At 68.8% G+C, this 12231-nt stretch carries 12 protein-coding genes; 8 read left to right on the top strand and 4 right to left on the bottom strand.

All coding sequences use genetic code 11. The features are described from left to right. Positions 1–1336: putative Ig domain-containing protein (locus tag VN779_RS13575; RefSeq protein WP_325723118.1), on the top strand; the 1336-nt coding region annotated here is incomplete at its 5' end. 90 nt (positions 1337–1426) lie between these two features. Here VN779_RS13575 and VN779_RS13580 read toward each other — a convergent pair. Then, complete coding sequence (locus VN779_RS13580) at positions 1427–2296, bottom strand: class II glutamine amidotransferase (RefSeq protein ID WP_349260782.1); 870 nt, start codon at positions 2294–2296, stop codon at positions 1427–1429. A gap of 267 nt (positions 2297–2563) precedes the next feature. Here VN779_RS13580 and VN779_RS13585 point away from each other — a divergent pair, with 267 nt between their 5' ends. Together VN779_RS13585 and VN779_RS13590 are read left to right on the top strand one after the other, a co-directional pair. Further along, the gene (locus tag VN779_RS13585) at positions 2564–3730 is read left to right on the top strand and encodes a right-handed parallel beta-helix repeat-containing protein (protein WP_325723122.1); all 1167 of its coding nucleotides are present in this window, start codon (positions 2564–2566) and stop codon (positions 3728–3730) included. A 65-nt stretch (positions 3731–3795) separates the two neighbouring features. Next, on the top strand, positions 3796–4740 hold the full coding sequence (locus tag VN779_RS13590) for an acyltransferase domain-containing protein (protein ID WP_325723124.1): 945 nt from the start codon (positions 3796–3798) through the stop codon (positions 4738–4740). 62 nt (positions 4741–4802) lie between these two features. On the opposite strand, the gene VN779_RS13595 is transcribed toward VN779_RS13590, so the two are convergent. Continuing rightward, positions 4803–5735: an AraC family transcriptional regulator gene (locus tag VN779_RS13595; protein ID WP_325723126.1), complete on the bottom strand. Its 933-nt coding sequence runs from the start codon at positions 5733–5735 to the stop codon at positions 4803–4805. Between the two features lie 138 nt (positions 5736–5873). Between VN779_RS13595 and VN779_RS13600 the strand changes: the two genes are divergently transcribed. Both VN779_RS13600 and VN779_RS13605 read left to right on the top strand, forming a co-directional pair. Next, positions 5874–6194 carry an EthD family reductase gene (locus VN779_RS13600; RefSeq protein WP_325723127.1) on the top strand — a complete coding sequence of 107 codons (321 nt, stop codon included), beginning with the start codon at positions 5874–5876 and terminating at the stop codon, positions 6192–6194. Between the two features lie 313 nt (positions 6195–6507). Beyond that, positions 6508–8019 (top strand): DEAD/DEAH box helicase, encoded by a 1512-nt coding sequence (locus VN779_RS13605; protein WP_325723129.1) that lies wholly within the window; start codon positions 6508–6510, stop codon positions 8017–8019. 22 nt (positions 8020–8041) lie between these two features. Here VN779_RS13605 and VN779_RS13610 read toward each other — a convergent pair whose 3' ends face one another. Beyond that, complete coding sequence (locus tag VN779_RS13610) at positions 8042–8377, bottom strand: RNA polymerase-binding protein RbpA (RefSeq protein WP_325723131.1); 336 nt, start codon at positions 8375–8377, stop codon at positions 8042–8044. 246 nt (positions 8378–8623) lie between these two features. Here VN779_RS13610 and VN779_RS13615 point away from each other — a divergent pair, with 246 nt between their 5' ends. Next, entirely contained in the window at positions 8624–10186 is a 1563-nt protein-coding gene (locus VN779_RS13615) for a phospholipase D family protein (RefSeq protein ID WP_325723133.1), read from the top strand. A gap of 12 nt (positions 10187–10198) precedes the next feature. On the opposite strand, the gene VN779_RS13620 is transcribed toward VN779_RS13615, so the two are convergent. Next, complete coding sequence (locus VN779_RS13620; RefSeq protein WP_325723135.1) at positions 10199–10711, bottom strand: YceI family protein; 513 nt, start codon at positions 10709–10711, stop codon at positions 10199–10201. 122 nt (positions 10712–10833) lie between these two features. On the opposite strand from VN779_RS13620, the gene VN779_RS13625 reads away from it, so the two are divergent. Continuing rightward, positions 10834–11373: a MarR family winged helix-turn-helix transcriptional regulator gene (locus VN779_RS13625; RefSeq protein ID WP_325723137.1), complete on the top strand. Its 540-nt coding sequence runs from the start codon at positions 10834–10836 to the stop codon at positions 11371–11373. Positions 11374–11386: 13 nt separating this feature from the next. Further along, positions 11387–12231, top strand: an 845-nt coding sequence (locus VN779_RS13630) for a zinc-dependent alcohol dehydrogenase (protein ID WP_325723139.1), incomplete at its 3' end; no start/stop codon positions are given.

Below are 12231 nucleotides of genomic sequence, written 5' to 3' on the forward strand. Positions count from 1 at the left end.
CCCCTACCAGACCGGCGGCGTGCTGGCCGGCGTCTGGTATGACAACTCCGTCGCCGAGCCGCAGACCGCCAGCGGCCACCAGCTGGGTGTCGAGGCGGTCAACGCCGCTGCGCACTTCGGCAACACCACCGCCGCGTCCAACCGCTACGCCTACTACGTGATCCTGTCCCCGCACGGCACCAACCCGGACAGCTACCAGGGCCAGTACTGCGCCTGGCACGACTACAACGGTGACACCACCCTGACCGGTGGCGCCGTGTCCTCCCCCTACGGTGACATCGCCTTCTCCAACCAGCCCTACAACATCGACTCCGGTGCCGGCTGCGGCGTGGGCTTCGTCAACTCCCCCGGCACCACCGACGGCTACACCATCACGCTCGGCCACGAGTGGCACGAGATGATGTCGGACCAGAACCCGGCGGGCGGCTGGACCAACCAGCAGAGCGGCAGCTCGTACAACGGCCAGGAGAACTCGGACGAGTGCGCGTGGCTCAGCCCCGGCACCTCCGGCGGCGCCGCCAACATCAGCTTCGGCTCCTTCGGCACCTACGCTGAGCAGGCCAGCTGGTCGAACGACACCAACTCCTGCGCCATCTCGCACGCGATCGTGAATCACGGTGGCGGCAACACGGTGAGCGTGACGAACCCCGGTTCGCAGAGCTCCACGGTCGGTACCGCGGTCTCGCTGCAGATCAGCGGTTCGGACTCCGGCGGCGCGAGCCTGACCTACAGTGCCAGCGGCCTGCCCGCCGGCCTGTCGATCTCCAGCAGCGGCCTGATCTCCGGCACCCCGACCACCGCCACCACCTACAGCGTCACGGTCACCGCGAAGGACAGCACCGGCGCCAGCGGCTCCGCGTCCTTCAGCTGGGCTGTCAGCACCTCCGGCGGTACCGGCGGAAACGCCGTCGCCAATGGCGGCTTCGAGACCGGTTCGCTGTCCGGATGGACGGCCAGCGGTGTCACCTCGGTGACGACTTCGGGCCCGCACTCGGGCACGTATGCGGCGCAAGTCGGCAGCACCAGCCCGAGCAACACGTCCTCGATCACGCAGACCTTCACGGCGGCGTCCGGGAACACCAAGCTGACATTCTGGTACGACGTGACCTGCCCGGACACGGTTACCTACGACTGGGCCACGGCCACGTTGAAGGACAACACGACCGGCACCACGACCACCGTCTTGGCCAAGACGTGCGTGGCGAACTCGGGTTGGGTCCAGAAGACCGCGTCCATCGTCGCAGGCCACAGCTACACGCTGACGTTGACGAGCAAGGACGACGACTACACCGGCGACCCGACGTACACCCTGTACGACGACGTAGCCACCTCGTAAGTCTCGTAAGCAGGCCCGGAATCTAGTTCGGACCGGTAGACCGACCGTACGTGGTCGGTCTACCGGTCCGAACCCGTTTGTCTGGTCTGATCAGGCGGCTTTCTGCGAGGCGGCGGCGTCGGGGCGCAGATCGTCAAGCGTGAGCTGGCGGGTCGGGGGGTCGGGAAGGACGAGCCGCCGGGTGACGCGCAGATCCCGGCCGACGCGCAGCAGTTCTCCCGGCTCCATGAGGCGCCATGCGGGATGCTCGTCCATGCGTTCGCTCGCGATCACGACAGACGGGTTGTCGACGAGGTCGTCGGAGTGGACGCGCATACGCCCGGCCGTGCCGCTGTGTTCCAGGTGCCGGTCGCCGTGGCGGCCCCCGGCTTGGCGTTCCAGCACGTACAGCTCATGGGTGTCCGGGTAACGCAGCGCCCAGAGCTCGTCGGCGGTGATCAGGATCAGGTTGAGCGCGTACACCGGCAGATTCTGCGCGATCCAGCGAGCGGCGTGCTCGATACCGGCCGCGATCTGCCCGTCGTGGGCCCGGGTCTGCTGGGTGATCAGGGCGAAGAACCGTTCGGAGTCGGTGTCGCCTTTGACCAGCGCCAGATCCTCAGCGAGGCGCGCGTCGAGTTGGTCGAGGCCTTCGATCACCCCGTTGTGCGCGAAGAGGCGGCCCTCCTGCTCGAAGGGGTGCGTGTTGCGGGTCTCCAGGCCGCCAGTGGAGGCATAGCGGATGTGCGCGAGGAAGGTGGTGGAGGACGCCTGCCTGGCCTCGCTGGCGAAGGCAGCGTCCTGATAGGCCGCCAGTGGCGCCTTATGCACGCACGCGGTCCCGTCGGCGGCGAAGTAACCCAGCCCGGTGCCATCGGGGTCGCGCCGGCTCTGCGCGCTCAGACTGTCGGGGGCGTCCAGCAACCAGAAAGTGGCCTTCGAGCGCCTCGGGGCGCTGCTCAGGGCGAATAACCGGCACATAAGGATCCTTACCTCCATCGACGCACGGTGACGCGTCACCGAAGCGACGCGGCAACACCCGCGACGGCAACACAGTAATCGCCAGAGGCCCGTGACGCCGCGTCGAAAACACCGACTTCGACGCCCCGATCGTCAGGATTACACCGCGCGGCGCATTGAATCAAACCTCTGAGTTATGACATCCTGGCGGTCGAGGGGGATTTCCCAGGGGTGGGATTTCCTCGAACGCGTCAACCTGGGGAGGGGTTGAGCTTGAGGAGCATTTCCATGGTCCGCGCCGCGACCGTCCTGACGATCGCGGCCGGCGGCTTGAGCGGCGGGGCCGCATTCGCCGGACCCGCAACGTCACCGGTGGTGGTGACCTGCGGTGAGGTCATCACCACCAGCATCACCGTGGCTGACAACCTGACCTGCCCCGGCAACGCGCTGAGCATCGGGGCTGACGACGTGACGCTCGATCTCGGCGGGCATACGATCCGCGGCGGCGGGTCGGGCGTCGGCGTGCAGATCGTCGACGACAATCCGCAGATCAGCGGTGTGACCGTGACCAATGGCACGATCGCGCACTTCGGCAGCGCCATCCAACTCTCCAACGCGGACGGCGCGACGTTCAGCGCGCTGCTGCTGACGAACGACAGCGGCGTCGCCGCGCCCGTGATCGATACCGGCCGCTTCCCGATCAGCAAGGGGCTGGTGATCTCGGACACGCGCGTCCTGCACACCCAAGGCAACGTGATCTTCGCGCAGCTCAACGTCGGTGCGGTGACGGTCACCCACTCTCAGATCGCCGGCGGAGCGGTGTTCTTCTCACAGAGCGTCGGCCCGACTTTCACCGGCGACTCGTTCTCGAACACCACCGTCACCTTCAACATCGAGGGCGACACCACCGTCACCGGCAGCACGTTCGTCAACAGCCCGGTGGTGAACGACGGTTTCGGCTTCGGCAACGACGTGTTCCAGGGCAACACATTCAGCGCAGCCGACACCGCGCTGACACTCGCCGACGTGGCCAACCAGCAGGTGACCGGGAACACCTTCGCCAACAACGACATCGGTGTTGCGATCTCCGACTCACCGGGCGACACCGTCTCGGGCAACAGCTTCAGCCACAACCGCACCGCGGGGGTCTACTTCGTGGACTCGGGCCCCATGCCGCACGGGACGCTGACCGTAAGCGCCAATAAGGCCACCACGAACGGCGACAGCCCGGACGGCGCGACCGACCCCGGCGGCCTGCCGGTCGAGGGTGGCATCTACCTGTACACGCTGCATGGCGGAGCGAGCATCACGAACAACCACACCGCTCACGACGGCGGCTACGGAATCTACGCGCTGCCGCCGACTCCCGGCTCCCCCGCCAACACCTCCAGCGGCAACGTCTCCGTGAGCGACTTCGCCCGCTGCTATCCACTGAATCTGTGCACGTACCAGTAGCCGTTGCGTGAACCGATCAGTGGTCCATGGCCGGTGCGCCGCACCCAGCAGGTAGGGTCGTGCGCGTGGATCTGGAGGAGAGCGCCGCACAGCTCGGGGTGCCCGTCGACGAGGTCGAGCGCGTGCACCGGCTCGCCGACGGCCGGCCGTCGGCTCCGCTGCCCGCAAAGGCCGACGCGCCCGCGATCCTGGAGCGGCTCGCGGTGCGGGCGCAGGATGCCGCCGAGATCATGGCGGGCTGGCCCGATGCGGATTCTCCGGAGTGGACGCCGCAGCTGCGGTGGCTGCTCGACCGCTCAATCGCCCTGGTCCGCGCCGATCTCGGAGGCTACGGCTGGTTGTCTCCCGGTCCGGAACTACCGCGTGAGCGCGGTCACGCGTGGCGGCACCTTTACGTGTATGCGTACCTGGCTCTGGTCGACGTCGCCATGAGGTACCACCGCGACCACGGCATCGCCGAGGAGGTGTCGTGGGTGACTCTCGCGGACCTTGGCCGCAACCTCGCGGTCGACCGGCGGATGAATGGCGAGGGCTGGCCGGTGATGCAGAGCTGGTTGACGCTGCACTCGCGCGGCAGCGTCTACGAACTGGGCCGCCTGCACCACCAGCGCACCGATACCTCGATCGACGTGCACATCCCCGATTCCGGGCCGCTGACCCCCGAGGCGGTCGATGCGTCGCTCGATCAGGCCCGCGCGTTCTTCCCGCGCCACTTCCCCGACGAGCACTACGAGACGTTCTCCTGCGGTTCGTGGCTGCTGGACCCGCAGCTGGCGCAGTATCTGCCCGAGGACTCAAACATCGTCCGGTTCCAGCGCCGCTTCGAGCTAGAGCCCTACGAGGAGCCGGAAGGCTTGGACTGCGACGTCGAGGTGCTGCGGTTCGTGTTCCGCAGCCTGAGCACACCGCTCGATCAGCTGCCGCGCCGCACCGTGCTCCAGCGCGCGATCGCCGACCATCTCAAAGCCGGCGGCCACTGGTACTGGCGCCGCGGCCGCTTCCCGATCTAGCGCGCCGCGTCCCTAGGCACGCCGTCGGACTTGACTGGTGACCTGGTCGCCGTCGCAGGTGATCAGCGAGATCGCATGTCTCGCCGCCAACGAGCCGGCGGCATGCCGTAGTGGTGCTTGAACGCGCGGCTGAATGCCGGCTCCGAGGTGTAGCCGACGCTTTTCGCGATGAGGGCAATGGGATGGGTGGTATCGCGCAGCAGGCCGATAGCGGCGTCGAGGCGGACGTGCGCGAGATAGGTGGCCGGCGGCTTGCCGACACGAGCGGCGAACCGCTCCGCGAACGCCGACCGGGAAAGACAGCACGCGCGGGCCAGATCCTCGACCGTCCATTCGTGGCCCGGGTCCCGGTGGATGGCGCTCAAGGCCGGGCCGATCTGTGGGTCGAGCGCACCGGCTAGCCAGTTCGGTTCTGGGTCCGGGCCGGCGGCCCAGGCGCGCAGAATCTGAATGAAGATCAGATCGAGGATGCGGGCGACCATCACCGCCGACCCTTGAGAGGGCGATTGCATCTCGACGAGCAGCATCCTGCGGGCGACGTCGAGCCCTTCGAGCGCCGGACCGCCGCCGCCGCGCAGGATGATCATGGCCGGAAGGCTGCTGAGCAGATGACTCGCCTGCGGATCGCCGATCGTGAACGTTCCGCACAGCCACCGCGCCGCCTCGGGCGCGCCGCGCTCAGCGGTGTCGCCGATGTGGTGTGCGTCGCCGCGCGGCAGCAGGACGACGTCGCCGCGACTTACCTGCTCAACGTGCGTGCTTGCGTCGATCCGAACGGTGACTTCGCCCTCTTCGATGAGGTGGAGACTCCCGGCCTGCGCGAAGCCGATCGAGAATGTCCGCGGCGGAGCGTACGCGCTCATCCGTTCTCCACTCAGGCGCACGCTGCGCAGCAGCTGCGAGAGCAGATCATGCGGCGGATCGCCCGCGTCCAGGCCGAGCACGTCGGCTGGTGTCGCTGGACGATCGGCAAGGTTTCCCGGCGGAGCGGTCATGGTCGCTGCCCATTCCTCTGATTACGATCGACGAACAGTGAGAGGAGTCAGCGCTCTGTTATACGCCATCGCCCGGCGCCGCCCGGGCCTGGGTCCGCTCGCTGGCATCTGCTGAGACTAACGGCCAGGAGGATATCCATGACGCAGCAAGGCAATCCGACCAAGATCACCTTTGTCTATTCCAACCCCACCGACCCGGAGGCCTTCGAGGCAGCCTACCCGGACCAACTCGCGCTCGCGCGCAAGCTGCCCGGCCTGACGCGGCTGCAGGCCTCGAAGGTCTGGCCGAAGGAAGACGGAAGCCCGACCCCGGCGTACCGGCTGCTGGATCTCTACTTCGACGACTACGCGGCGGCCAGCGCCGCCGCAGCGGAAGCCGGTCCGCTCGTCGGAGCTACCCTCGAGCACGCTACCGGCGGCGTCGTGATCGCCTTCGCGGAAGTCCTCGAGGACATGTAGGGAAGCGCTCAAAGTACGAACACCGTTGGGGCTGGGCTCGCCGCCCAGCCCCAACGGTCTCGTGCGTCTGAAAAACCTGGTCCCGCCACTACGTGCATTCAGATCGACCGCACGATCCAGCGCGAAGCGTTCGTGTCCGAAGGTGACAGCGGAGCCGCGCGTACGTCGCCGCACCGCCACGCGGCAGCATCGCCCCACCGACTCCACTAGGATTGAGCCTGCGGGCCGATCGAATGGCCCGCGCCGCTTGTTCTCTTCGCTGGCGTCTTCCGGCTGGTCGAGCCCCGCGGCATCTACCAGGTTCGGAGTCCTTGTGACAGCCACGCGCGCCGTCAGGCGCCAGTCCACACCCGTAACGGCAGGCACCTCATCGGTCGCCGCCGCCGCGTCCAATCCGTCGTTCGCCGCACTCGGCGTGCCCGCCGCCCTCGTCAAGGCGCTCGCCGCCGCGGGCATCAGCGAGCCGTTCCCCATCCAGGCGGCGACGCTGCCCGACACACTCGCCGGGCGCGACGTGCTCGGACGCGGACGCACCGGATCGGGCAAGACCCTCGCCTTCGTGCTGCCGGTGCTCGCCAGGCTCGCCGCGAAGCCCGCGGCACGCCGGCCGGGCCGCCCCCGTGCGCTGATCCTGGCGCCGACCCGGGAACTGGCCACGCAGATCCACGACACGCTCGAGCCGCTCGCCCGGCAGCTGGGCCTGCGCAGCACCACCGTGTTCGGCGGCGTCGGTGCCGGGCCGCAGATCAGCGCGCTGCGCGCCGGGCTCGACGTACTCGTCGCCTGCCCTGGCCGCCTGGCCGACCATCTCGAGTCCGGCCGCGCCTCGCTGGACGCGGTGGAGATCACCGTCCTCGACGAGGCCGACCACATGGCTGACCTGGGATTCCTGCCCACGGTCAAGCGGCTGCTCGACCAGACCCCCGCGGCCGGTCAGCGGCTGCTGTTCTCGGCGACGCTCGACCGCGGCGTCGACCAGTTGGTGACGCGCTATCTGCACGCGCCGATGACGCACAGCGTGGACAGCGAGCGCTCTCCGGTCGCCACCATGACGCACCACGTCCTGCATATCGAGCCCGAGCACCGGCTCGCGCTCGTCGTGGACCTCGCTGCTGCGCCGGGGCGCACCATCGTGTTCACCCGCACCAAGCACGGCGCGCGCAAGCTCGCCCGGCAGCTGGCCGCTGCCCGTATCCCCGCCGTGGAGTTGCACGGCAACCTCGCGCACAACGCCCGCACGCGCAACCTGGCGGCTTTCGTCAGCGGTGAGGCGAGCACGCTGGTGGCCACGGACATCGCCGCGCGCGGCATTCACGTGGATGACGTGGCGCTGGTCGTGCACGCCGATCCGCCGGTCGAGCACAAGGCGTACCTTCATCGCTCCGGACGTACCGCGCGCGCCGGCGCCTCCGGCACCGTCATCACCCTGATGACCGACTCGCAGCGCAAGGAAGTGGGAGAACTGACCCGCAAGGCGGGCATCAACGCGACGACGACGCGTCTCGCCCCCGGTGACCCGATGCTCGAGCGGCTGGCGCCCGGACAGCGCACCTTCGCCGGACCGCTCGCCGCCACGGACGGCCCCAGCGACCAGCGAGGCCAGCAGGGGCAGGGTCAGCGGCAGGGCCGGTCGCGCAGGCAGCGCCCCGCAGCCGCGACCACTGCCGGACAAGCGGCGAAGCAGACCGGCACCGACAGCACGCCGGGCCGCACGTCCGCTCGAGTCAATCGGCAGACCGCCGGAAAGACGAGCGAACGCCAACGGCGCGCAAGCACGCAGGGCCGCCGCCCGTCACCCGAGCGGTCCACTCGCCGCTCGGCGTAGTACGGCGGCCCCGCCGGACGTATCAGGCGGTCGCGCGCAGCCGGGCGAGGGCCTCAGCGAGAAGGATCTCGGCCTCCGCCTCGCTGCGCCGCTCGCGGACGTACTGCAGGTGCGTCTTGTACGGCGCGACCGGTGCCTGTACCGGGGGGTTCTCGCGATCCCGGCCCGCGGGCAGCCCGCAGACGGAGCATTCCCACAACACCGGTACGTCCGCCGTGTCCGCGAAACGCAGCCGCGTCACATGGTCGGCCTCGCACCAATAGAGCACCGCGACCTGGGCCGCCGCGCTGCCACGTTCACTCTCGCCCATCGGGCCCGAACCGACCCTGCTTCCGCGGACGCCGCTGCTACGCGCCATGACTTGCGATCTCCTGTCGCCGGGAACCGTCGAACACTGAACCTGCATCGAGCCGAACCGGATCGATGCGCGCGATCACGCCGATCCGGTCCCGGGCCCGGGCCGTTTCGGCCGCACCGCCGCAACCACCGACACGAGCACTGACAGCAACCGATCTCCCGCGCCGTCCTCCGCAGCCTACGCCCTCCTTGCCCGACCGCCAGATCCGGCCGGTTTGTCCAGTGCCAGGAAGGGCAAGCAGGTGTGATGGACGGTGCAGGTCAGACAGGCAGCCGGGCACCCACTGTGGCACGCCTGCGGCACGCGCTCGGTGGCGCGGCGTGGCTCGGAGTCGTCGACGAGCGGCTCGGCGCGGGCTTGGACGGGCTGGTGCGCGCCCATCATCGTCGTAGGTTGTCCCGGCTGGGTTGGGCGCGGGTGCTGCAAGGCGACGGGGACGATAGCACTGACGCTGGCGAGCGTCCGCACCCGTCGAATTCCAGCACCAGTACCGGAGTTGCGCATCCCGTCAGGCAGGGCAACGCGGTACGCGTACATGTCGACGGCGACGACGCGCTGGCCGCGATCGCCAAGTCGATCGCGGGCGCGAAGTCGTTCGTGCACATCGCCGGCTGGTTCGCCTCCCCCGATTTCCGGCTTACCCGGGAACCGGAGGCGCCCGCGCTGCGCGACCTGCTCGCCGACGTGGCGCAGCGGGCTGAAGTCAGACTTCTGCTCTGGGGTGGTCCTCCCCTGCCGCTGTTCAAGCCCACGCGATCCATGGTCGAGCAGGCGTGTGCCGGCTTCTCCGAGCGCTCCAACGTGCGTTGCGTCCTTGACCGGCGAGAGCGCACGATGCACTGCCACCACGAGAAACTGGTCATCGTGGACGGGGAACTGGCGTTCGTCGGCGGCATCGATCTAACAGATCTCGCCGGCGACCGGCGCGACAGTCCCCTGCATCTGCCCAACCGCCCGCTGGGCTGGCACGACGCGGCCACCGAGCTGCGCGGCCCGATCGTCGCGGATGTGGCCGAGCACTTCGCGCAGCGCTGGCGGGAAGCGGCGGGCGAAGACCTGCCTACTGCCGCCGCCGCGCCACCCGCGGCCGGCCGGACGGCTGTTCAGCTCGCGCGCACCGTGCCAGAGCGCACCTATCGCTTCGCGCCGCGCGGCGATTTCTCCATCCTGGAGCAGTATCTCAATGCCCTGCGTAGCGCCGAGTCGCTGGTCTACCTCGAAAACCAGTTCCTGTGGTCCACCGAAGTGGTCGACGTGCTCGCGCGCAAGCTACGCCGCCCACCGACCGAGGATTTCAGGGTGCTGCTGGTGCTGCCCGAGCGGCCGAACAACGGCGCGGACACCAGCCGTGGCCAGCTCGGCCGGTTGCTAGACGCGGACGACGGCCATCGCAGGGTGTTGGCCACCACGGTGAGCGCGCTCGCAGATCACATGATCAGCCCGGTGCGGGTATACGTGCATGCGAAGGTCGGCATCGTGGACGACGCCTGGCTGACCATCGGCTCAGCCAACCTCAATGAACACTCGCTGTTCAACGACACCGAGGTGAACGTCGTCGTGAACGACTCGGCCCTCGCGCGTGCCACCCGGCTGCGTCTGTGGTCCGAGCACCTGCAACGACCTGAGGATCAGATCGCCGGCGAACCAGCCCGCGTCATCGACGAGCTATGGCGGCCGATCGCTGAGGAACAGGCGCGCCGGGAGCAAAGCGGCGAACCGCGTACTCACCGGCTGACGCTCCTGCCGAACGTGTCGCGTCACGCCGAACGCCTTCAGGGGCCGCTGCGCGGCCTGCTCGTGGACGGCTGAACGCCGCCGTTCTCAGCTGCCGGCCCGGGTGAAACGAAGCGTGGCCGACACGGTGGCCGCGCCGCGGATCATGCCCGCTTGGTTCCAGGTGATCCCGAATGCGGCGCGGTCGACGTCGAATTGGGTGACCAGCGTGACGCCCGCAGGCTCGGTCGCGGCCACGGTGGCGGTGATGGACTGCGGGTGGGTGACGTCGCGGACGGTCAGGAGGCCGTCGATGCGGACGGTGCCGTCCGTGCCTTGTTCGGCGGCCAGCACGTCGAACTTGATGACCGGGTGCCGCTCGGCATCGAAGAAGGCCTCTGAGCGCAGATGGTTGTCGCGCGTGTTGTTGTTCGTGTCGACGGAGGCGGCGCGCACGTTGATCACGCCCCTGGCGCTCCCATCCGCGTCGAGCTTGCCTTCGCCGCTGACACTCGCGAACGTGCCCTTCACGGTCACCAGACCCCACATGGTCTTGTGCCGGAAGGCGACGGTGGAGCGTGCGGGGTCGAGTACGAACTGGCCGGGAGCGCTTGCGGTCATCGGGGTCTCCTACGACGAGGAAGAGAGCGAAGGCTGAGCGGATCGGCGACCGAGCCACTCATCCAATTTTGAACGTCACGCTAGCATGAAATCCAAATTTGAACGACAGTTACCATGGAGCCATGACCAACCACGCGGACCCCGCCTTTCCCGGGACGCTCTCTCCTGGGACGCCGTCCCCGGAGGCCGGCACGCTCGGGAGTGCGGGCGCGCTGCTGCCGGAGGAGCTGCGTTTGTGGATGCGGATGCTCTCGGCGGCCGGGACGGTCGAACAGATCATGGCCAAGCAGGTCAAGCAGACCTTCGGCATCTCGCACGACGAGTTCCTCGTGCTGTGTCTGTTGGCCGAGCAGCCGGGTGCGAGTCTGCGGATGACGCGGATCGCGGAACTGCTCGGCCGGCCCAAGACCCGTCTGACGTATCAGGTCGGCTGCCTGAGCCACTCCGGTCTGGTCACGCGCGAGTCGGTGAGCGGCGACCGGCGCGGCATCGCGCTCACCTTGACTGCGAAGGCACGCAGGCTACTCGCGGAGCAGGGCCCGGCGCTGGCCGCGGCAGTATGTCAGGCGCTTGCCAAGACGGTCGGGCCCGATTGGCGCCGCACGGTGGCTGCGCAGACCGAGACAGCCGGTCGTGCCCGCACAGCCGGCCACGAAGACTGAAGCGCCACGTCTGATGCGCGCCTTCGTTCTGACCGCTCCCGGCGAGTACTCGGTGCAGCAAGTTGCGGCTCCTGTCGCCGTGCCCGGCGAGGTCGTGGTCGATGTCGAGCGCGTGGGAGTCTGCGGCACGGACGTCGAATTCTTCACCGGCCAGATGGCCTACCTGCGCCAAGGCCACTCGGCCTATCCGATGCGGCTCGGGCACGAGTGGGCCGGCCGTGTCGCCGAGATCGGCGAGGGCGTCGATGCGGCGTGGCTCGGCCGCCGCGTGACCGGCGACACGATGATCGGTGACGGCACCTGTCGCCGGTGCCTTCGCGGGCGTCACCACGTGTGCGAGAACCTGCAGGAGATCGGGATTCGCACCGGGCGCCCCGGTGCTCTCGCGGAGCAGGTCGCTGTTCCGGCGACCTCGCTGCACGCCCTGCCCGAGTCGGTCGATGCGCAGCTCGGCGCGCTGGTCGAGCCCGGCGGCAACGCGCTGCGTGCGGCTCAGGGCGCTGGTTTGCAGCGTGGAGACAGGGCACTGATCTTTGGTCCGGGGACCATCGGTCTGCTCGTCGCGATGTTCTTGCGCGCCAGGGGGGCCGAGGTGCACCTTATGGGCCGCACCGAGGACTCGCTCGCATTCGCCCGCAAGCTCGGTTTCGCCAACGCATGGCAGCCGGATGCCATCCCGGACGTGCCCTATGACGCGGTCATCGACGCTTCTAACTCCGCGCGCCTGCCGGCCGCCGCGCTGGAGCGGGTCGAGCCGGGCGGCCGCGTCGTGTACATCGGGCTGGCCGGTGAGCCGAGCGCTATCGACACTCGTACGCTCGCGCTCAAAGACGTGACAGCGGTCGGCGTGCTGTCCGC

It is taken from the genome of Actinocrinis sp. (genome assembly GCF_035605935.1).
In the GTDB taxonomy this organism is placed as follows: domain Bacteria; phylum Actinomycetota; class Actinomycetes; order Streptomycetales; family Catenulisporaceae; genus Actinocrinis.

Coding starts and splice junctions, on each gene's coding strand:
- VN779_RS13600 (WP_325723127.1), top strand. CDS start 5,874: ATGACGCAGCAAGGCAATCCGACCAAGATCACCTTTGTCTATTCCAAC.
- VN779_RS13615 (WP_325723133.1), top strand. CDS start 8,624: ATGGACGGTGCAGGTCAGACAGGCAGCCGGGCACCCACTGTGGCACGC.
- VN779_RS13580 (WP_349260782.1), bottom strand. CDS start 2,296: ATGTGCCGGTTATTCGCCCTGAGCAGCGCCCCGAGGCGCTCGAAGGCC.
- VN779_RS13610 (WP_325723131.1), bottom strand. CDS start 8,377: ATGGCGCGTAGCAGCGGCGTCCGCGGAAGCAGGGTCGGTTCGGGCCCG.
- VN779_RS13595 (WP_325723126.1), bottom strand. CDS start 5,735: ATGACCGCTCCGCCGGGAAACCTTGCCGATCGTCCAGCGACACCAGCC.
- VN779_RS13625 (WP_325723137.1), top strand. CDS start 10,834: ATGACCAACCACGCGGACCCCGCCTTTCCCGGGACGCTCTCTCCTGGG.
- VN779_RS13620 (WP_325723135.1), bottom strand. CDS start 10,711: ATGACCGCAAGCGCTCCCGGCCAGTTCGTACTCGACCCCGCACGCTCC.
- VN779_RS13585 (WP_325723122.1), top strand. CDS start 2,564: ATGGTCCGCGCCGCGACCGTCCTGACGATCGCGGCCGGCGGCTTGAGC.